Raw genomic sequence first — 19,434 nt, forward strand, 5'->3', positions numbered from 1 at the left:
ACCAGTATCGGCTGGATAATCGCTGTGCGCACTGGAAAAACGGAAAAAGCGGCGAAATACCGGCAAATTTTCGATTTTGCTGTTTCCTTGCCCCAAAAGATGTGCTATAATCATGGGTAAACTGTGAAGCAAACCAGTCGCAAAGGGAGGAAAATCAATGGCAGAAACCATCTTAGTTGTGGACTTTGGCGGCCAGTACAATCAGCTGATCGCCCGCCGTGTGCGTGAGTGCCACGTTTACAGCGAGATCGTGTCCTACACCAAGGCCATGGAGGCCATCCGGGAGAAAAAGCCCGCCGGCATCATCTTTACCGGTGGCCCCAACAGCGTATATCTGGAGGATTCCCCCTCCATCAGCACCGAGGTGTTCGAGCTGGGCATCCCCGTGCTGGGCATCTGCTACGGCTCGCAGCTGATGATGCATCTGCTGGGCGGCCATGTGTGTGTTGCCCCCGAGCGGGAATACGGCAAGACCGAGGTCAACGTGGACACCAAGAGCAAGCTGTTCCAGGGCGTGAGCGAAAAGACCATCTGCTGGATGAGCCATAACGATTACATCGAGAAGGCGGCTCCCGGCTTTACCATCAGCGCCTACACCACCAACTGCCCGGTGGCTGCCATGGAGTGGCCCGAGCGCAACCTGTACGCCGTGCAGTTCCACCCCGAAGTGCTGCACACCCAGGAAGGCACCAAGATGCTCTCCAACTTTGTGTACAACGTTTGCGGCTGCAAGGGCGAGTGGACCATGGACTCCTTTGTGGAGAAGTCCATCGAGGCCATCCGTGCCAAGGTAGGCGACGGAAAGGTGCTGTGCGCTCTGTCCGGCGGTGTGGACAGCTCTGTGGCTGCCGTTATGCTGGCCAAGGCAGTGGGCAAGCAGCTCACCTGCGTGTTCGTGGACCACGGCCTGCTGCGTAAGAACGAAAGCGAAGAGGTTTGCAGCGTGTTCGGACCCGAGGGTCCCTACGACCTGAACTTCATCTGCGTGAATGCCCGTCAGCGCTTCTACGATAAGCTGAAGGGTGTGGAAGAGCCCGAGAAGAAGCGCAAGATCATCGGCGAGGAGTTTATTCGCGTCTTCGAGGAAGAGGCCAAGAAAATCGGCATTGTAGACTTCCTGGTGCAGGGCACCATCTACCCCGACGTGGTGGAGAGCGGCGCCGGTGGCGAGAGCACCGTGATCAAGAGCCACCACAACGTGGGCGGCCTGCCGGATTACGTGGACTTCAAGGAAATCATCGAGCCTCTGCGCGACCTGTTCAAGGACGAGGTGCGCAACGCGGGCCGTCAGCTGGGTATTCCTGAGTACCTGGTAAGCCGTCAGCCCTTCCCGGGCCCCGGTCTGGCCATCCGCATCATCGGTGAGGTGACCGAGGAGAAGATCAAGATGGTGCAGGACGCCGACGCCATCTGGCGCGAGGAGATCGCTGCCGCCGGTGAGGACAAGAACCTGGGCCAGTACTTCGCAGCACTGACCAACATGCGCAGCGTAGGCGTTATGGGCGACGAGCGCACCTATGATTACGCTGTGGCCCTGCGTGCGGTGACCACCACCGACTTCATGACCGCCGAGCCTGCCTACCTGCCCTGGGATCTGATTGCCAAGGTGACCAGCCGCATCGTGAACGAGGTTCCCCACATTAACCGCGTCATGTACGACTGCACCGGTAAGCCCCCGGCAACCATCGAGTTCGAATGATTTCAAGGCCTTGAAAAACCGCATAGTTAAGCGGTTTCTTGACTTTTGAAATGGCTCGTGGCAACGATTTGGCAACACTTTTTCATTATTCATAAAAAGAGAGCTAACTGATTTTGATTAGTCAGTTAGCTCTCTTTTTTATTTAATACCCTCTTAAATTATGCAGTAGGTCAGAAAGTTCTTGATTAAGAGCTATAAAGTTAAGGAGGTACTTTTCGGTAATCTCGAATTGCTTATTTCCATTTTTTGCTCTTTCTTTTGTCGCCAATGTCTGTTCGTCAGATGCGTTTGTAATGTGATAGCTATGAATAATTCGATTCCGCATTTTAATAATTTTGGCAAACAGTGTTTCAATTTTATCTCCGCATTTTGAAGTGATGATTTCATGAACACTTTCCTTGAGATGCCCTGATTCTAAGTCTATTAGATGATACCAGTCGTATTTATTTAAGTCATCACATCTGAGAATATTCTCAATTATAAATGCATTGTTTGAGTTAAAAACACAAATAGCGCTCCCTAACAGTTCGCGATATTGCTTAGTAGGTAGAGATTGTCTTGTATAGCTTTCGTACATCTTGATTTCCTCGTACTATATCTTTCCATCAAACATCCTGTACTGGCAAATTACTAAGTTCCTGCGAAGGTACCTTTGTCCAGCACTTGGTCTTATCAAACTTCGGGTAGTGATAGCGCCACTTGTCATAGTCCTCCTTGGAGATTTCGCCAGCCTCAAGCTTGGCAGCTTGCTCCCGCCAGCTGCACAGCATCTCGTGCAGCCGGGCAGCGTCCTTGTTTTTTCGCACATCGACCGTCAAGCAGACTTCTCCATCCAGCTCGCTGATCTTGAGCCCGTAGTTGTCCTCCAGGGTGAACAAGGTGTGCATAAGCCCCACATAGGAGTCTATGTCCGGGACGGAGAGGGCATGGGGAGAGACATCCAGTACCTGGGCTAGGGCAGCGGTAAGGTCCGCCTTAGGGGTTCTTGATCCTGTTTCGTACTGAGCAAGGCGCACATCGGCGGACTTCTCCGGAAAGCCCAGCGCCATGCCGAGATATTTCTGTGTCATCCCTCGAAGGAGACGGAAAAAGTGAATCCGTTCACCAATTGCCATATCATTCACTCCAATCATTGGTTATCCTCAGAAAAAAGCGTAGCAGAAATGCTTAGTAAAGTCAAGAAAATATTAAACAATTTTATTTAATGTGTCCTGCGTGTTCTAGTTGACATAAGCTATTATGCTTAGTATAATGAAAATGAACTAAGCATAATAGCTTAGTGACGGGCGAGCGAAAGAATGCAGAGAAACGGGAGGGGGAATGGAGCACAACATCCAGACACCGAATTCATTAACGAAAAAAGGGAGGTATTTTCAATGCAGGCAGAAAACTTCATGCGCGTAGAGGAAGTAGCCCAAGAGCTTGGAATTTCAAAGTCTCACGCCTATAAGGTAATTCACAAGCTCAACGCTGAACTCCGGGACAAGGGCTATTTGACCATCTCTGGGCGGGTAAATCGAAACTTTTTCATGGAGAAGTTTTGCTACGGCAAGGCGGGAAAGGAGGGCTAACCATGGCAGTCTACAAGGAAGAAAAAACCAACACCTGGCGGGCGGTCTACCGTTACACGGCCTGGAATGGCGAGCGCAAGCAGACACAGAAGAGGGGATTCAAGACTAAGCGGGAGGCACAGGCCTGGGAGAGAGAACAGCTCAACAAAACCAGCGCCGATCTGGACATGACCTTTAAGAGTTTCGTGGATCTCTACACGGCGGATATGAAGACCCGGCTCAAGGAAAACACTTGGGCCACCAAAGATCACATCATCAGCACCAAGCTGTTGCCCTACTTCGGCAGGCTGAAAATGTGTAACATCACTGCCCAGCAAATTATTACCTGGCAGAACGAGATGATGAACCACAGAGACGAGAACGGCAAACCATACTCACCAGTGTACTTAAAGACGCTGCACAATCAGCTTAGTGCTATCTTTAATCATGCGGTTCGATACTATAATCTTCGAGAAAATCCCTGCAAAAAGGCTGGTGGTATGGGAAAAAACAAAAATCGCGAGATGATGTTTTGGACCAAGGAACAGTACCTGAAATTTGCTGAGGTGATGATGGAAAAGCCGCTGTCCTTCTACGCCTTTGAGATGCTCTACTGGTGTGGTATCCGGGAGGGGGAGTTGCTGGCTCTGACTCCAGCAGACTTTGACTTCGAAAAATGTACTGTGTCTATCAATAAGTCTTACCAGCGGCTGAACGGCCAGGATTTGATTACCACACCCAAAACCGAAAAGAGCAATCGGGTCATCACCATGCCGCAATTTTTAGCCGAGGAAATCCAGGATTATATTAAGATGCTCTATAGTATCGGCCCGGATGACCGGATGTTCACCGTCACCAAGAGCTATCTCCACCGAGAGATGGACCGGGGAGCCAAAGAAGCTGGAGTGCCTCGCATCAGAATCCACGATATTCGTCATAGCGCGGTTTCGCTTTTGATCGACATGGGATTCTCTGCCACGGCCATCGCAGACAGGGTGGGACATGAGAGTATCGACATCACTTATAACTACGCACACCTGTTTCCATCCAAGCAGGCGGAAATGGCAGACAAATTGAACATGGAAAGGGGCAATTAAAAATGTCAGCAAAGAATTTGGACAAGCACAACCGTTGGAGAAATAAAATTGTAGCTTTTCGTGTCTCCCCGGAGGAGGATGCCCAGATTGAAACGGCAGTTAAACTCGCTGGGTTGACAAAGCAGGATTATATCATCCGACGGCTGCTCTGCCGGGACGTGGTGGTGCAGGGCAACCCCAGAGTCTATAAGGCGCTGCGGGATCAGCTGGCCGCTGTGCTGGACGAGCTGCGCCGGATTGAGGACGGACAAGGTGTGAACGATGAGCTGCTGGACACCATCCAGATGATCGCTACCATTATGAACGGGATGCAGGAGGACTTTGCCTATGACCGATGATAAAAAGAAAATGACCGCCCAGGGCTCATCTGTTGGCGCAGATGATGGGCAGTCAATCTCTGAAAACAATATCACTATATCAGAATCGGATACAAAAAGCAACACGCTGAAAGATCGAATGCGGCAACGGCGTCAGAAAATGCGCAATATGAACGACCCCGCCTACCTCCATACGGTGACTTTGGATGAATTGATGGATCATGTATTCGAAGGCAGATCCTCAGTGATTGAGAACCTGCTCTACACAGGAGCATATATCCTTGCCGGAGCGCCGAAAATCGGCAAGTCTTTCCTGGTGGCGCAGATCGCACACCATGTCAGCACTGGGCAAGACCTGTGGGATTACAAAGTGCACCAGGGAACCGTTCTTTACCTGGCATTGGAAGATGATGAGAGTCGCTTGCAGCGCCGGATGTTCCGCATGTTTGGTGTGGAGGGGACAAGCTCCCTTCACTTTGCCACCAGTGCCAAGATGGTCGGCAGCGGCTTGGATGAACAGCTGGAAAAGTTTCTCCGGGAACATAGTGGTACCAAGCTGATTATCGTAGATACTCTGCAAAAGGTCCGGGAGGCGGTGAGCGATAGTTACAGCTACTCCAGCGACTATGAGGTGATCGGCAAGTTGAAACAATTTGCTGACCGATATAGCGTCTGCATCCTGATCGTCCACCACACCAGAAAGCAGCCTGCGGGAGACAGCTTTGAGATGATTTCGGGAACTACAGGTTTACTGGGCTGTGCGGATGGTGCACTCCTGATGCAGAAGGAGAAGCGGACGGATAGCAAGGCGACTTTGGATGTGGTAGGAAGAGATCAGCCGGATCAGCGGCTGTATCTGAGCAAAGACCAGGAGAGTCTGGTGTGGGAGCTTGACCATGCAGAAAATGAGCTTTGGAAACAGCCGCCAGACCCAGTGCTGGGAGCTGTGGCAAAGATCGTGTCTGCCGAGAACCGAGAATGGGAAGGCAGTCCCACCGAGCTGGCCCAGGCGATTCAAGCGGATATGGCAGTGAACCGGCTTACCAAGCATCTGAATGTGAATGCCAGCCGTTTGATGGAAGAACATCAGGTGAAATACGAGAACAAAACCAAGCACGCAGGACGGCGTATTCAGTTGACCTATATGACAGTAGAATTGAAGTAACTGAGGAAGGCGCAACGCTCGCGACGATCGCAACGGTGTTTTAAGGGGTACTCCCAGTACCGTTGCGACCGTCGCCACCGTTGCGGACAGGGAAAATAGAGGGAGAATTTGATTACCGCATCTTCCAAGAATGTCATGATTGATATGGTTTTGTGATTTCATAATGTGGCAAGCAATGTAAACTTGGACAAGTTTACTCGTTTTTGAGGATTCTCTTATCGAGACTTCCTGCAAAAACAGCTTGTTGGGGAGTTACCCCAATCCTCCAGAGCATCACCTTTCGGTTATGGCTACGCAGCAAACTGCTGTAATATGGAGAATAATGTATGATGATATAATCGGAAGTGATTTTCACGGGCATATCCTAATTGTTGATCACACCAGAAAGTAGTCTGAGGAAGATCGCTTAGAGATGATATCTGGTACCACAATGTTATGGTTGATCATACAAATTTTCTCATCGCCTATGTTTGACACCCTGCCAGCAATGAACAGGAGCATATCTTTATTCAGATTCAAACTCTTGCCTGATGAAGTTAGGGATGATCGGCGAAACAGTTGTGAACTTGATGTTTACTTATGATCGGATCATGCTGCTTTCCGAAAATACAGCGGTCAATCGGATCAGCGTGCTGTTCCGGGAGGGCCTCCTCACGCAGGATCTTGTGGATATTCTTCATGCGCTGCAGCGGTACACGAGAACTATTGTTGACCGTATTGAAAGCCTGTTCGCCAAGCTGGATGAGTCCAAGCAAAAAGCGCAGGATGCACTGGACAGCTTTGAAATCCGCAAAGCCGCCATCCTCCACAAAGCCTTCACCGGCGAACTCACCGCCCAATGGAGAAAAGAGCACGGCGTGGGGATGGAGAGTTGGGATAATACAACACTATCTAAAATTGTCATAGGCTTCAAATACGGAACCTCTGAAAAAAGCGATTATTCTTATAAAGGAATGCCTGTTTTTAGAATACCTAATATCGCAGATGATGGCTTAAGTTTTGAAGATCTCAAATTTCTATCTCATAAGGATATTTCTGACGAAAATCAAATTCATGAGAATGACATTTAAATTGTTCGCTCGAACGGTAGTAGAGAATTGGTTGGAAAAAGCGTTCTTGTACCACAATTAGACAGGGAATACGCTCATGCCTCTTTTTTAATACGGATTCAGCCGTTAGAATCGGTAGTTCCAAATTATTTAGTTATATATTTAAATTCTACTGATGCAAGGATGCAAATGTTCAAAAAGAAAAAATCATCCGCTGGGATCAATAACATTAATTCCAAAGAATTGGGGGCAATAGTAATCAACTTGCCTTCTTTTTCTGAACAGGCCGAAATTGTCCGTATCCTTGACAATCTACTCGCCAAAGAGCAGCTGGCCAAAGAAGCCGCCGAAGGGGTGCTGGAGCAGATCAACTTCATCAAAAAAGCCATCCTCGCCCGCGCTTTCCGCGGTGAGCTGAGCACTAATAATCCCAGCGAGGAGAGCTCAGTAGAACTGCTTTCTTCTAAAATTTGTCAATACGCTACAAATTTTTGTAGCGTCTTGACAAATGCGACGCTTTGACGTATAATGCGGAGCATGAGGTGAACGCCTATGAACAACTTAAAACAGATCCGAGAACTGTATGGGGCCACACAGGAACAGATCGCTCAGGCCATCAATGTCAATCGTGTCACCGTGGCAAACTGGGAAAACGGAACCTCTGTTGCCTCCAGCAGTAACCAGGAAAAACTGTCAATCTACTACGGTATAGGTCCGGAGTATTTTTACGAGAAAGAATTGGATGAAGTCGCCAAGAAGATGGTAACTGATACCAGCACAAGGGCTCAGGAACTCACTCAAAATTCGAAAGGGAAACGAGTCAAAGAACAAGACTTCCATAAGATTTTTGAGTCCGTTACATTCAAGCAGGCAATGGCTCAATACATGTTTTCCATGAAGATGCTTTTGGCAACTGCTGATAGTGGTGAACTGGACAAGCTGAAAACAGCAGCCCTTATCAACAGAAAAATGGGTGCTAGGTTAGACGCAATCATTGCTCTCCGTGAACAGGAAGAAAGTTCCGGAGAACCATCACTGTTTGACCTTATCGAGGAGGTCGAAAACGGCTAGCGAAACGATATATATTGTGCTTGTAAAAAAATGAACACAATATATAGTTGACGGATTTCCTCCTGTCTTGCTATAATCATTCCAGATTCCAGGCAAAAGAAAACAGCGCTCCGGCTGGTACCCGTTGCGCTGTATCTTGCGTCTACACAGAATACGATGCTCAGAAGCATGATATAGACTGTGTTTCCCTTAGACACATTTACTATATCACGTTTCTGAGCTCGGTTCAATATGGGATATTTCACGAAGTTGACTTATTCCTTGTGGCCGAGTTTTTCTTTTGGCTGTTTTGAATAGATGTTCCTAACAACCAATGATGACCGCATCTATGCGGAGAAAGGAAACGGGACTTTATGTACGCGACAAAAATCAAAATGAAACATGGCTGCTACAGTTCCGGTAGCCTCTTGGAGATTGACTCCGTTTACATCGAAGGCTGTAAAGATCCTGGTTTTTTCAAGAAGGCTGTCCTTCATGACTTTTTGAAAGAGAACCCCGGCGCTATCCAAGTGAAAATTTGGCCTTACCCCAATGTGGTTCCTGCCACCAGTAGCGCGGGTGAGAAGTATGTGCGCTCTACTCCCAATGACTATACGCACGATAACCTTCTTGACCTGCCGCGCGAGTGAAGGAGGAATTATTGATGGGAAAAAATCAGCATGTGATGCCGCATCCGGATGGAGGCTGGCAGGTGAAGGGCGCAGAAAACTCCAGAGCTACGATTCGTACTGAGACTCAGGCGGAAGCTATTGCCGTAGCCAGAGAAATCGTACGTAATCAGAAAGCTGAATTGTTTGTTCATGGAGTGGATGGGCGCATTCGGGAGAGAGACTCCTACGGAAACGATCCGTATCCTCCGGAAGGCTGAACAGACGGGGTGGGTTTATGGGTACCAGGCATAAACCCGCCCCATGGATAATCTGCATAAATTTGTATAACTTTGGGCTATATCATCGATGAAATTAAGAGGTTTACAAATTATGAGTATGTATGACCTATCATCTAAATTTGCTTCTTTCTATAATGATTCTGTTGTTTTATCCCAGGCAAAACAGACTAATTTACATAGCAAAAAAGACCTAAATATACAGCGTCTTAAGGATGGATTAAAAGAGTATAACGAAGAGAATAATACTTCTTATTCCATTGCGGAGACATGTGTGCAGGGTAGTGTTGCTATGTCAACTGTTGTCCAAAATGAAGATGGTGATTACGACATCGATGTTGCTGTTGTTTTCGATAAGTCTACACTTGGCGATAAAGGGGCTCAAGCTACTAGAAATATGGTAGCAAATGCACTTCAGAGGAAAACAAAACAATTTAATGCAGAACCAGAAGTTAAAACTAGCTGTGTTCGAATTAAATACTCAGACGGTTATCATATTGATTTTGCTATTTACAGGCGGCATTATGATACTGAGAATAAGCGCTGGATATATGAACACGCCGGAACTACTTGGACGGAGCGCGAACTTAAAGACTTAACTAAGTGGTTCACAGAGCAGAATAAAGCTTCTAATGGAAAACTTAGAAAAGTGGTTCGTCTTTCAAAAATGTTCTGCAAATCCAGAGACACATGGAAGAATATGCCCAGCGGATTGCTACAAACTGTCTTGTGTGATGAAAAATTACAGGATTCTTATGATCGTATAGATGAGCTGTTCTATTATACGATGAAAGAGATTGTAGTCCGACTTGAGACAGATGTGTCTGTTGCTGCTCCTGTAGATAACGGCAGAGACTTGACCCCAAGGCAAATTGATACACAGAAAATGACTAACTGGAAGAATCGGCTTAAAAGTAAACTAGAAGATTTGGATGTTTTATTCAAAGGTGATTGCACGAAAGAAGATGCACTTCAAGCTTGGTATGGCTTTTTTAATCATGATTTTTGGAATGAGCAGCTCTCCGAGTCTTCTAACTATTCACAATTTTCAACGCTAATTATTAAATCTGTACGGTCTTTTTCTGATACAGAGCAATTTATTGAGGATTTGTACCCAGTTAATCTTTCATATCGTTGCAAAATTTCTTGCTATGTAAGCGGAGACGGATGGAGACCTAAGCTATTATCCGAATTCCTATCACTGCTGAGGCGTTACTTGCCGCATAATTTTGAAATTCGTTGTGTGATGGAATATACCAATTGCCCACCGCCGTATAAGATTTTTTGGAAGGTCAAAAATGTTGGACCTGAAGCCGAAAGACGAAATCAACTCAGAGGTCAAATTGTTGAAAAGGGAAAGACCTTAATTGAGCACAGCCGTTTTTTTGGGAACCACTATATAGAATGTTATATTATCAAGAATGGAGTGTGTGTTGCAAAATCAAGGATTGATATTCCGATTGGTAGGTAATAACTTCATGAAAATTGTGAGGCTGATAGGAATTGGTTTTCTATCCATTATTTCCATCGCAGTCATATTTGTTTTTGAAATAAAAAATTTGCCTGCCGGAAGCAGTTTATCAGGAGTTGTGCTAGGCTTTTCTCTTCCGGGACTTTGGCACTCAATTCAAGATCTTATGGATACAACAAATTGGAAGGTATCTCAAAGAAAACTAAAGCGTGGCGGTTTTATTAAGGATGACACTCTTATTCGTATTTCATTTGCTTATCTCTATCGGATCAAAATAAGTGACAAATATCTCTTGATTAAAAATGAACGTGGAACAGGAAAGTTTCAACCGGTAGGCGGCGTTTATAAACTGAAAGGCAATGAAAAAATAGAGCTGAAAAATCTTTTCTTCGTAAAAGATGATGATAAGGTGCCAATTGATGAGTCCTCTCGTGATGATTATCGGCTCAGAATGGAGAATAAATACCTGCGAAAATTCGTTAAGCGCTTTAATAAGAAAGCAGAGCGTGAGCGGATCGAGAATTTGAGTCGCGAATTTGAAGAAGAGCTTATAAAAACAGGGATTGTCAACTGGGATCATATCACATATCGATTTTGCGGTAGACACATGACAGAGCTCAAATTCGGAGAACACTTTCAGACTTATGAACTTCTTCTTGCTGATGTGGTTGAGTTAATGCCTTCACCTGAGCAAGAGGCGGACTTACGAAGAATGATGGAAGAACCGTCTGATAGATATCGTTTTGTTCCAGCCCAAGAGATTATTTCGCTTGGAATTAATACATCTACTGGAAATCTTATGGAGTCCATTGGTGACCATACCAAGAAAACTATTCAAGAAAATGAAGGGAAACTGCTAAAAATCCCAGGTGTCGGAAAAGTATATACTGTACCACTCAATAATTGTTAAGATAGCGACTGGGGCTTTATATCGTTTCAACTTGGCAACATCCTGGCAACAAAAAATCAGATAGTCTCCATTATCTGAATAATGAAAAGAATACCAATACTCTGAGCAAAATTGTACAAACAAATTTGTTTAGAAAAAGCTTGGCAAGAGCGAGTTCGAATAAGGTAAAAGTGGATATAAGAGTCCGCAAACCCGCATAAACACTGGGTTTGCGGCTCTTGAAAAATCCTCTTATCCGAAAAGAAAAAGGTCTAACTGATTTTTGCTGATCAGTTAGACCTTTTTATTGTTTTAGTACAAAGGGACCCTCGCTTTTGACAAGACTCTGAGTTGTGCTATGGCAAGCTGGTTTATTGCTCACTTAGAAGCCGGTCCACTAGCTGGCGGGCCAGGCGTGCATTCCGGCCACCCCGTTCCAGCGCGTACTGTTCGGCGCGCAGATCCAGCTCTTCCTCCGACAGCTTCAGCCCGGCGGCTCGGGCGAGATGATGCACGATATTCAGGTAGGTGCTCTTGTTCGGCTTGGAGAAGGTGATGTGGATGCCGAACCGGGCCGACAGCGAAACCAGCTCCTGCATGGTGTCGTTGCGGTGCACCTCGTCGCCGTCGCGCTCGGAGAAGGATTCCCGGACGATGTGGCGGCGGTTGCTTGTGGCGTAGATTACCACATTGCGGGATTTTGCGGTCACCGAGCCCTCCAGCACGGCCTTGAGGGTGCTGAAATTATCGTCCTGCTTCACGAAGGAAAGATCGTCGATGAAGAGGATGAATTTTAACGGATTGGCGGACAGCTGTTCCAGCACCTGAGGAATGACCCGTAGCTGGTCCTTGCGGACCTCCACGATGCGCAGCCCCTGGTCGAACAGCTTATTTCCCACCGCCTTCACGGTAGAGGATTTGCCGGTTCCTGCGTCGCCGGTGAGCAGGATGTTGGCGGCGGGTTTTCCCTCCAGCAGCGCCTGGGTGTTTTGCAGAATCACCGCGCGCTGCGCTTCGTAGTCCACCAGATCGGACAGCGCCACCGGGTCCGGATGAGATACCGGCAGAATCTGGCCCGCATCGTCCACGCAGAACATACCATGACTGGCGTAGATACCGTAGCCGTAGCGGTGAATGTTTTTCAACCGGTGCAGAATCAGGGCGGGCAGGTCAATCGGCCGGCACTGGTACTCCGGCAGAAAATCGGAGTTTTCCATCAACGTCTGCAGGCAGGAAGCCTCAAGGTAGGCGACCTGCTGCAGGGTGGCCAACTCCGTTTGCAGCGCATGCTGCAGATGGGGCCCGGGCTGCTTGCCTGCACCCAGCATCCGTACATATACCGTATCGCTGTTGGCGCAAAGATGTTCAATGTGTCCGGTCAGATCGCCGCCGTTGGCCTCGTACAGGGCGCAGACAAACGCCGCGTAGCGCTCCGGGTCCGGGGCGGCCAGAAAGTCTTCCAGTGCGGCCAGTACCGGGTCAGTACGCAGAGAGCGGAACAGGGCCAGCGCCTGAAGCCGGACGGCAAGCAGCTTCAATTCCTTTGGGTTCATATCCTATGGCGCGCCCGAGCAAGGCAGACGAAGCCCTGCTCCGGTGCGCGCCCACCTCCTTTGCGGAAAAATCCAGGGATGCAGATTTCCTCTGCAAAAAACGGCAAGCACCGGCCCGGTCTGGAAAACCAGGCGGGCCGATGCTTGAAAAACAGCGGGGGGGAGGAGATTAGTTGTTGATCAGCTGCTCCTCGTCGCTCCAGCTGTACAGCTTGCGGATTTCCTGGCCAACCACTTCGCTGGGATGCTCAGAAGCCAGCTTACGCATGGCGTTGAAGTGTACCTGGCTGCCCGCAGAGGACATATCCAGCAGGAAGTCCTTGGCGAAGGTGCCGTCCTGGATGTCCTTCAGAATCTTGCTCATGGCCTTCTTGGTCTCGTCGGTGATGATCTTGGGCCCGGTGATATAGTCGCCGTACTCCGCAGTGTTGGAGATGGAGTAGCGCATGCCGGAGAAGCCGCTCTGGTAGATCAGGTCTACGATCAGCTTCATCTCGTGGATGCACTCAAAGTAGGCATTGCGGGGGTCATAACCGGCCTCCACCAGGGTTTCGTAGCCGGCCTGCATCAGAGCGCATACACCGCCGCACAGCACGGCCTGCTCACCGAACAGGTCGGTCTCGGTCTCGGTGCGGAAGGTGGTTTCCAGCACACCGGCACGGGCACCGCCGATGCCCAGGGCATAGGCCAGGCCAATCTCCAGCGCGTCGCCGGTGGCATCCTGCTCCACGGCCACCAGGCAGGGAACACCCTTGCCGGCCTGATACTCGCTGCGAACGGTATGGCCGGGGCCCTTGGGGGCAACCATGATCACGTTGACGTTCTTGGGCGGCTTGATGCAGCCGTAGTGGATGTTGAAGCCGTGAGCAAAGGCCAGGGTTTTGCCCTCGGTCAGGTTGGGCTCGATGCTCTCCTTGTACAGAGCAGCCTGCTTTTCGTCGTTGATCAGGATCATGATCACGTCGGCAACCTTGGCGGCCTCGTCGCTGTTCATGACCTTCATGCCCTGAGCCTCAGCCTTGGCCCAGCTCTTGGAGCCGGGATACAGGCCGACTACCACGTCCACACCGCTTTCCTTCAGATTCAGCGCGTGTGCGTGGCCCTGGGAGCCGTAGCCGATGATGGCAACGGTCTTGCCTGCCAGCTTCTGGAGATCACAGTCCTGCTGATAAAAAATTCTTTGCATTGTAATGTACCTCTTTCTTTATAGTTTGTATGTTGGGGCGGCACCGGCGGAAAAATGCGGTGCCGCCTTAGAAAAAGCAAATCAGAATGCTCATTCGTCCACATCCTGGCGAAGAGTGGCGCTGCCCTTTTGCAGGGAAACACAGCCGGTGCGGCAGATTTCCAGAATGGTATAGTCACGCATGAAATCCAGGAAATCGTCAATGCGGTGGCTGGTATCGGTCAGGCGGAAGACCATGGAATGCTGAGAATAGTCCACGGTGTCGGCCCCGAAGGCAGAAGCGGCAGCGCGAATCTCTTCCCGGGTGGAGGGCTCGTTGGCCATTTTAATGAGCAGCAGCTCGCAGCTGATGGAATCCTCACTGTGCAGTTGGCGGATGGAGCAAACATCCGGCAGCTTCTGCAGCTGACTGATCAGCTGCTGCTCCTTCAGTGCATCGCCGCTGAAGACCACGGTAATGCGGGAATACTGATTGGATTCGGTTTCGCTCACCGTCAGAGCGGTGATGTTGAACTGGCGACGGCGGAACATGCTGGTCACCCGGTTCAGAACGCCAAACTGGTTGCGGACCAGTACGGCGATGGTGTATCGATTCATCTTCAGTCACCTACCTTCGTAATGATTTCCTCCACGCTTCCTCCGGGAGGCAGCATGGGCAGAACGAATTCGTCTTTTTCGATGGCGCAATCGATCAGATAGGGGCCGTCCGAGGCGAAGGCACGGTCGAGTGCGGCGTTCAGCTCCTCCAGGGTGTCGGCAGTTTCACCGGCCGCGCCAAAGGCTTTGGCCAGGGCGACGAAATCGGTGCTCCGGTTCAGCACCGTGTTGGAGTAGCGCTTGTCAAAGAACAGGGTCTGCCACTGGCGTACCATGCCGAGCACACCGTTGTTCATCAGCAGAATCACCAGGGGAATCCGGTTGCTGACCGCGGTGGCCAGCTCGTTCAGGCACATGCCGAAGCTGCCGTCGCCGGTGACCAGTACGGTACGCTCGCCGGTGGCAAAATAGGCACCGATCGCAGCACCCATGCCGTAGCCCATGGTGCCCAGGCCGCCGCTGGAAGCGAAACGGCGGGACTGGCAGAAGCGCAGGGTCTGCGCAGCCCACATCTGGTGCTGGCCCACATCGGTGGCCACCGGGGTGGAGGGGCTGAGCCGTTCGTTCAGCGCCATAATCGCGTTGCGCGGGGTCAGGCCGGGGCGGTGGTCCAGGCTTTCCTCCTCCTCTTGCCGCAGCTGTGCGACCACACTCTGCCACCCCGGCAGCTGGGAGGGCCGGATGAGGGGGAGAAGCGCCTGCAGAGTCTTTTTCACGTCACCCCACAGTCCCACAGTGGCGGGAATGTTTTTGGAAAGTTCGGAGCCGTCCACATCCACCTGTACAATGCGTGCGCCGGGGGCGAATTTGGAACGGTTGCCGGTAACCCGGTCGTTGAAGCGAACACCCAGAGAGATGATCAGGTCCGCGTTGTGCATTGCCAGCGAGCAGGCGTAGTGGCCGTGCATGCCCTGCATACCCAGAAAGCGGGGATGGTCGGTGGGGATGCCGGAGATGCCCGCCAGCGAACAGCCGATGGGGGCATCAATGGCGTCGGCCAGCGCCAGCATCTCCTCCTGGGCGGCAGCGGCGATCATGCCACCGCCAAAATAGATGAAGGGGCGTTTGGCGGCGTTGATAAGAACCGCCGCCTGCTCCACCTGTGCCATGGGGGCACTCACCGGCTCGTCGGCGGTGACCGGCGGGGCAGGCGTGTACTCACAGGTGGCAATCTGCACGTCCTTGGGAATGTCGATCAGTACCGGGCCGGGGCGACCAGATTGAGCGAGCTGGAACGCCTCGCGGATGGTGTCGGCCAGATCCTCCACCGAGCTGACGAAGTAATTATGCTTGGTGATGGGCAGGGTCACACCGGTGATGTCGATCTCCTGGAAGCTGTCGGTGCCGATCTGGGTAGTGGGAACGTTGCCGCACAGAGCCACCAGCGGGATGGAATCCAGATAAGCGGTGGCGATGCCGGTCACCAGATTGGTGGCGCCGGGGCCGGAGGTGGAGATTACCACGCCGGGCTTGCCCGTGGTGCGGGCATAACCGTCTGCCGCATGGGTCGCACCCTGCTCATGGGCGGTCAGTACATGATGAATTTCGCTCTGGTATTTATAAAGACTATCGTATACATTGATGATCTGGCCGCCCGGATAGCCGAATACGGTATCGACGCCCTGCTCGATCAGGGTGCGGACCAGGATATCTGCGCCGGAAAGGGTCATGGTGGTTTCCTCCTTACGATTGGATTTTCTGAAGTGCGGGGGGGGGGGAAGATCAGATGATCTTGAAGTTTTCGTTGCGCAGCGACTGGGTGATCAGGCGCACATGCTCGAAGTCACGGGTTTCCATCTCAATGCGCAAAAAGCAGCCGTGAACGCTTTCGGTGTTGCCCTTTTCGTAGTGCACACCGGTCACGTTGCCGCCGCAGTCCGCGATGATGCGGGAGATGTCCTTCAGCTGGCCGGGCTTATCGATCAGCTCGATCAGCAGACTGGACGAACGGCCGGAATTGCGCAGGCCGCGGTCGATCACGCGGGACAGACTGGTCACATCGATGTTGCCGCCGGAGATCACGCACACGACCCGTTTGCCCTGAATGGGGAATTTGCCGAACATGGCGGCGGCCACCGCCACCGCACCGGCACCCTCGGCGATCATCTTCTGGTTCTCAATCAGCGCGAGGATGGCGCAGGCCACTTCATCGTCGGTGACCAGTGCAATGTCGTCCACATAATCGTGGACCAGTTGGAAGGTGTTCTGGCCGGGCTGCTTGACCGCGATACCGTCGGCAATGGTCTGCACGCTGTCCAGGCATTCGATGGAGCCGTCCCGGATGGAATTGTACATGCTGGGCGCGCCGCTTGCCTGCACGCCGTATACCTTGATCGAGGGGCGAATCTGCTTGACCGTGTAGGCAATGCCGGAGATCAGACCGCCGCCGCCGATGGGAACGATGATCGCGTCAATGTTATCCAGATCCTGCAGGATCTCCAGTGCGATAGTGCCCTGACCGGCGATCACGTTTTCATCATCGAAGGGATGAACGAAGGTGTAGCCCATTTCCTCCTTCAGCTGCAGTGCCTTTTGATAGGCGTCGTCATAGCAGCCCTCCACCAGGCAGACCTGAGCGCCGAAGCCCTTGGTGGCCTCCACCTTGGAGATGGGAGCGTTGTCCGGCAGGCAGATGATGGATTGGATGCCGTTTTTGGAAGCCGCCAGCGCCACACCCTGGGCGTGGTTGCCGGCCGAGCAGGCGATTACGCCCTGCGCTTTTTCCTCCTCCGACAGCATGGCGATTTTATAAGCGGAACCGCGCACCTTGAAGGAGCCGGTAATCTGCAGATTTTCCGGTTTCAGATACAGTTCACAGTCCGGGGCGATCCCGTATGCCCGGACCACGCCGGTTTCCCGCACGATGTTTTTCAAAACCTGTTGCGCGTCGAATACCTTGTCGAGAGACAGCATAATTTTTTTACTCCTTTTCCTGCTCTGAAACGAAAAACACCCGTCTCAAAGCGAATTTTGCTTTGAGACGGGTGTAAAATACACTCGCGGTACCACTCAAATTGCGGATACACAGATCCGCCACCTCTTCGAAGTCGAAACAACTTCTATGCACTGACGCAGCATGCTCGGGAGACGCCTACTGGGAAAACCGTTGGGGCCTCCGGCTCGGAAGGGATGGGAAGCACTGCAGTCCTTTACCGGGATCACACCATCCCCGGCTCTCTGTGAAATTCGTTGCAGGTCCGTCTTCGTCACAGCCTTTGCTCTGGTTCGAAGTCAAACAACTTCTATGCGTTAACGCAGCATACACGGGATGCCCTACTGCCCCAAAAAGCGGGGATTCAGTCTCCAGCTCAGAAGGGAGAGGAGTCAGGCAATCTGCACCGATTCACAGCAACCACCGGCTCTCTGCAGCGGATCATCCTGGTCCATTCTTCGTCACAGCCTTCATTTCGTATTCAATTTTGTTCAATATACCATTCCCGGAAACGGATGTCAATGGATTTCACGAAAAAAAACTTTATTGCTTTATTAGAATACACATAAAAATTGAAAAAGGAGCGGATTTCAGCAATAAAAAGTACATTATGCACAGAAAAAATTTTGGGCCCTCTTGACAGGAAAGGCAGAGCAAAGTATAATGAACGGCGTTCAGAACTGGCTCGGATGCTGCTTTGTTCCACAGAATGGGGAAAAGGCGGGGCGGAGCAGTCCATGAAAAAGGAATCAGGCCGTGCAGACGCTCTGCGGGGCTTTTTTGATCCCTGATACTGAACAATGTTCAATAGGAGGTATTCCATGATGGTAAAACGCAATACGCTGCTGCTTCTGGCCTGCCTGGTATGGAGCGCGGCAGGGTTCAACATTCTGCGCATTGGCCTGATGAGCTATCCGGCCCATCGATCCGTGCTGAATTTTCTGCTGTCTGCCGTGGTATTCGCGGTGTTTCAGGTGTTCATTTTTGGCAAGCTGGTGAAAAAGCACACCGCACGAATTAGCGGCTATGAAGAGGAACGGCATTTCTTTTTGAAATTTTTTGACAAAGAAGCCTTTGCCATTATGGCGGTGATGATGAGCGGCGGTATCGGGCTGCGGGCCAGTGGTCTTGCGCCGGAGCAATTCATTGCAGTGTTTTATACCGGTCTGGGCGCATCGCTGCTGCTGGCCGGGCTGCTGTTTGGCTGCAACTGGGGCAAGGCGGTATCCGCCACAGCTTCTGATGCAAAATAAAAGAACAAAACAGAAAAGGAGAAAACAATGCAGGCAATTGTGGAGACCGCATTTGACGCGGTTTATCTGATTTCGGTCATCACCATTGGCGTTTTAATGATTCGGGGGAGCAAGGGCGACCGTCAGTTCCGGCTGTTTGGCTGGATGGCTGTGGTACTGGGCGCAGGTGATTCCTTCCATCTGATTCCCCGGGCGCTGGCACTGTGCACCACCGGTCTGGAGAACTACACCGTTCCCCTGGGGCTGGGCAAGTGGATTACGTCCGTCACCATGACGGTATTTTATGTGCTGCTTTACTACGTATGGCGGCAGCGCTACAAAATCACTGGCCAAAACGGCCTCACCGCCGCGGTGTATATCCTTTCTGCTGTGCGCGTGGCCCTGTGCATGATGCCGCAGAACCAGTGGCTCAGCGCGGAATCTCCGCTCTCCTGGGGCATTTACCGCAACATTCCTTTCGCGCTGCTGGGTCTGCTGATCATCCTGCTGTTTTACCGCAGTGCCAAGGAGCATAACGACCGGGCCTTCCGCTGGATGTGGCTGACCATCGTGCTGAGCTTCGGCTTCTACATCCCTGTAGTGCTCTGGGCCGACACCATTCCCATGATCGGTATGCTGATGATCCCCAAGACCTGCGCCTATGTGTGGACGGTGCTCATCGGCTACTTTGCCATGAAGAAGGAATGCAGGTAACAAACCTACGAATCATAGTTTAAAAT

General features: G+C 50.9%; 21 protein-coding genes. 14 read left to right on the top strand and 7 right to left on the bottom strand.

Annotated elements, in window-relative coordinates; genetic code table 11:
• Window positions 1-157: 157 nt before the first annotated feature.
• Complete coding sequence (gene guaA / locus PH256_RS13110; protein WP_270914526.1) at window positions 158-1,699, top strand: glutamine-hydrolyzing GMP synthase; 1,542 nt, start codon at window positions 158-160, stop codon at window positions 1,697-1,699.
• Between the two features lie 142 nt (window positions 1,700-1,841).
• Here guaA and PH256_RS13115 read toward each other — a convergent pair whose 3' ends face one another.
• Window positions 1,842-2,276: a selenium binding protein gene (locus PH256_RS13115; RefSeq protein ID WP_270914527.1), complete on the bottom strand. Its 435-nt coding sequence runs from the start codon at window positions 2,274-2,276 to the stop codon at window positions 1,842-1,844.
• 28 nt (window positions 2,277-2,304) lie between these two features.
• Window positions 2,305-2,814 carry a helix-turn-helix domain-containing protein gene (locus PH256_RS13120; RefSeq protein WP_270914528.1) on the bottom strand — a complete coding sequence of 170 codons (510 nt, stop codon included), beginning with the start codon at window positions 2,812-2,814 and terminating at the stop codon, window positions 2,305-2,307.
• Window positions 2,815-3,075: 261 nt separating this feature from the next.
• On the opposite strand from PH256_RS13120, the gene PH256_RS13125 reads away from it, so the two are divergent.
• The 11 genes from PH256_RS13125 (at window position 3,076) to PH256_RS13175 (ending at window position 11,215) form a co-directional block, all read left to right on the top strand.
• On the top strand, window positions 3,076-3,270 hold the full coding sequence (locus PH256_RS13125) for a helix-turn-helix domain-containing protein (protein WP_270914529.1): 195 nt from the start codon (window positions 3,076-3,078) through the stop codon (window positions 3,268-3,270).
• Window positions 3,271-3,272: 2 nt separating this feature from the next.
• The gene (locus PH256_RS13130; protein WP_270914530.1) at window positions 3,273-4,346 is read left to right on the top strand and encodes a site-specific integrase; all 1,074 of its coding nucleotides are present in this window, start codon (window positions 3,273-3,275) and stop codon (window positions 4,344-4,346) included.
• A 2-nt stretch (window positions 4,347-4,348) separates the two neighbouring features.
• On the top strand, window positions 4,349-4,684 hold the full coding sequence (locus PH256_RS13135; RefSeq protein WP_270914531.1) for a plasmid mobilization protein: 336 nt from the start codon (window positions 4,349-4,351) through the stop codon (window positions 4,682-4,684).
• A complete protein-coding gene (locus tag PH256_RS13140; protein ID WP_270914532.1) occupies window positions 4,674-5,828 on the top strand; it encodes an AAA family ATPase in 1,155 nt (384 codons plus the stop codon). The genes PH256_RS13135 and PH256_RS13140 overlap by 11 nt, the downstream gene beginning before the upstream one ends.
• A 530-nt stretch (window positions 5,829-6,358) precedes the next feature.
• A complete protein-coding gene (locus PH256_RS13145) occupies window positions 6,359-6,898 on the top strand; it encodes a hypothetical protein (RefSeq protein ID WP_270914533.1) in 540 nt (179 codons plus the stop codon).
• A gap of 27 nt (window positions 6,899-6,925) precedes the next feature.
• On the top strand, window positions 6,926-7,399 hold the full coding sequence (locus PH256_RS13150) for a restriction endonuclease subunit S (protein ID WP_270914534.1): 474 nt from the start codon (window positions 6,926-6,928) through the stop codon (window positions 7,397-7,399).
• A 30-nt stretch (window positions 7,400-7,429) separates the two neighbouring features.
• The gene (locus PH256_RS13155) at window positions 7,430-7,948 is read left to right on the top strand and encodes a helix-turn-helix transcriptional regulator (protein ID WP_270914535.1); all 519 of its coding nucleotides are present in this window, start codon (window positions 7,430-7,432) and stop codon (window positions 7,946-7,948) included.
• A gap of 353 nt (window positions 7,949-8,301) precedes the next feature.
• Window positions 8,302-8,577 carry a DUF3892 domain-containing protein gene (locus PH256_RS13160; protein WP_270914536.1) on the top strand — a complete coding sequence of 92 codons (276 nt, stop codon included), beginning with the start codon at window positions 8,302-8,304 and terminating at the stop codon, window positions 8,575-8,577.
• Between the two features lie 14 nt (window positions 8,578-8,591).
• Complete coding sequence (locus PH256_RS13165) at window positions 8,592-8,816, top strand: DUF2188 domain-containing protein (RefSeq protein WP_270914537.1); 225 nt, start codon at window positions 8,592-8,594, stop codon at window positions 8,814-8,816.
• 112 nt (window positions 8,817-8,928) lie between these two features.
• Window positions 8,929-10,305: a nucleotidyltransferase gene (locus tag PH256_RS13170; protein ID WP_270914538.1), complete on the top strand. Its 1,377-nt coding sequence runs from the start codon at window positions 8,929-8,931 to the stop codon at window positions 10,303-10,305.
• A gap of 7 nt (window positions 10,306-10,312) precedes the next feature.
• The gene (locus tag PH256_RS13175) at window positions 10,313-11,215 is read left to right on the top strand and encodes an SMODS-associated NUDIX domain-containing protein (protein WP_270914539.1); all 903 of its coding nucleotides are present in this window, start codon (window positions 10,313-10,315) and stop codon (window positions 11,213-11,215) included.
• A 350-nt stretch (window positions 11,216-11,565) separates the two neighbouring features.
• Here the strand turns inward: PH256_RS13175 and PH256_RS13180 are convergent, their stop codons facing one another.
• The 5 genes from PH256_RS13180 to ilvA form a co-directional block, all read right to left on the bottom strand.
• Window positions 11,566-12,747, bottom strand: coding sequence for an ATP-binding protein (locus PH256_RS13180; protein WP_270914540.1), 1,182 nt, complete (start codon window positions 12,745-12,747; stop codon window positions 11,566-11,568).
• Between the two features lie 169 nt (window positions 12,748-12,916).
• Window positions 12,917-13,933: a ketol-acid reductoisomerase gene (gene ilvC / locus PH256_RS13185; protein WP_270914541.1), complete on the bottom strand. Its 1,017-nt coding sequence runs from the start codon at window positions 13,931-13,933 to the stop codon at window positions 12,917-12,919.
• Between the two features lie 90 nt (window positions 13,934-14,023).
• A complete protein-coding gene (ilvN, locus tag PH256_RS13190; RefSeq protein WP_087295867.1) occupies window positions 14,024-14,530 on the bottom strand; it encodes an acetolactate synthase small subunit in 507 nt (168 codons plus the stop codon).
• Between the two features lie 2 nt (window positions 14,531-14,532).
• The gene (ilvB, locus tag PH256_RS13195) at window positions 14,533-16,200 is read right to left on the bottom strand and encodes a biosynthetic-type acetolactate synthase large subunit (RefSeq protein ID WP_270914542.1); all 1,668 of its coding nucleotides are present in this window, start codon (window positions 16,198-16,200) and stop codon (window positions 14,533-14,535) included.
• Window positions 16,201-16,252: 52 nt separating this feature from the next.
• Window positions 16,253-17,443: a threonine ammonia-lyase gene (gene ilvA / locus PH256_RS13200; protein ID WP_087184563.1), complete on the bottom strand. Its 1,191-nt coding sequence runs from the start codon at window positions 17,441-17,443 to the stop codon at window positions 16,253-16,255.
• An 840-nt stretch (window positions 17,444-18,283) separates the two neighbouring features.
• Here ilvA and PH256_RS13205 point away from each other — a divergent pair.
• Both PH256_RS13205 and PH256_RS13210 read left to right on the top strand, forming a co-directional pair.
• Entirely contained in the window at window positions 18,284-18,715 is a 432-nt protein-coding gene (locus PH256_RS13205; protein WP_270914543.1) for a hypothetical protein, read from the top strand.
• Window positions 18,716-18,742: 27 nt separating this feature from the next.
• Window positions 18,743-19,408, top strand: a complete 666-nt coding sequence (locus PH256_RS13210; protein WP_270914544.1) for a hypothetical protein — start codon at window positions 18,743-18,745, stop codon at window positions 19,406-19,408.
• Window positions 19,409-19,434: the final 26 nt, after the last annotated feature.

It is taken from the genome of Allofournierella sp. CML151, from assembly GCF_027853465.1.
Lineage (GTDB): Bacteria > Bacillota > Clostridia > Oscillospirales > Ruminococcaceae > Allofournierella.

Coding starts and splice junctions, on each gene's coding strand:
- PH256_RS13145 (WP_270914533.1), top strand. CDS start 6,359: ATGAAGTTAGGGATGATCGGCGAAACAGTTGTGAACTTGATGTTTACT.
- ilvN (WP_087295867.1), bottom strand. CDS start 14,530: ATGAATCGATACACCATCGCCGTACTGGTCCGCAACCAGTTTGGCGTT.
- PH256_RS13140 (WP_270914532.1), top strand. CDS start 4,674: ATGACCGATGATAAAAAGAAAATGACCGCCCAGGGCTCATCTGTTGGC.
- ilvC (WP_270914541.1), bottom strand. CDS start 13,933: ATGCAAAGAATTTTTTATCAGCAGGACTGTGATCTCCAGAAGCTGGCA.
- PH256_RS13130 (WP_270914530.1), top strand. CDS start 3,273: ATGGCAGTCTACAAGGAAGAAAAAACCAACACCTGGCGGGCGGTCTAC.
- PH256_RS13135 (WP_270914531.1), top strand. CDS start 4,349: ATGTCAGCAAAGAATTTGGACAAGCACAACCGTTGGAGAAATAAAATT.
- ilvA (WP_087184563.1), bottom strand. CDS start 17,443: ATGCTGTCTCTCGACAAGGTATTCGACGCGCAACAGGTTTTGAAAAAC.
- PH256_RS13210 (WP_270914544.1), top strand. CDS start 18,743: ATGCAGGCAATTGTGGAGACCGCATTTGACGCGGTTTATCTGATTTCG.
- ilvB (WP_270914542.1), bottom strand. CDS start 16,200: ATGACCCTTTCCGGCGCAGATATCCTGGTCCGCACCCTGATCGAGCAG.
- PH256_RS13115 (WP_270914527.1), bottom strand. CDS start 2,276: ATGTACGAAAGCTATACAAGACAATCTCTACCTACTAAGCAATATCGC.
- PH256_RS13120 (WP_270914528.1), bottom strand. CDS start 2,814: ATGGCAATTGGTGAACGGATTCACTTTTTCCGTCTCCTTCGAGGGATG.
- PH256_RS13175 (WP_270914539.1), top strand. CDS start 10,313: ATGAAAATTGTGAGGCTGATAGGAATTGGTTTTCTATCCATTATTTCC.
- PH256_RS13180 (WP_270914540.1), bottom strand. CDS start 12,747: ATGAACCCAAAGGAATTGAAGCTGCTTGCCGTCCGGCTTCAGGCGCTG.
- PH256_RS13205 (WP_270914543.1), top strand. CDS start 18,284: ATGATGGTAAAACGCAATACGCTGCTGCTTCTGGCCTGCCTGGTATGG.
- PH256_RS13165 (WP_270914537.1), top strand. CDS start 8,592: ATGGGAAAAAATCAGCATGTGATGCCGCATCCGGATGGAGGCTGGCAG.
- PH256_RS13170 (WP_270914538.1), top strand. CDS start 8,929: ATGAGTATGTATGACCTATCATCTAAATTTGCTTCTTTCTATAATGAT.
- PH256_RS13155 (WP_270914535.1), top strand. CDS start 7,430: ATGAACAACTTAAAACAGATCCGAGAACTGTATGGGGCCACACAGGAA.
- guaA (WP_270914526.1), top strand. CDS start 158: ATGGCAGAAACCATCTTAGTTGTGGACTTTGGCGGCCAGTACAATCAG.
- PH256_RS13125 (WP_270914529.1), top strand. CDS start 3,076: ATGCAGGCAGAAAACTTCATGCGCGTAGAGGAAGTAGCCCAAGAGCTT.
- PH256_RS13160 (WP_270914536.1), top strand. CDS start 8,302: ATGTACGCGACAAAAATCAAAATGAAACATGGCTGCTACAGTTCCGGT.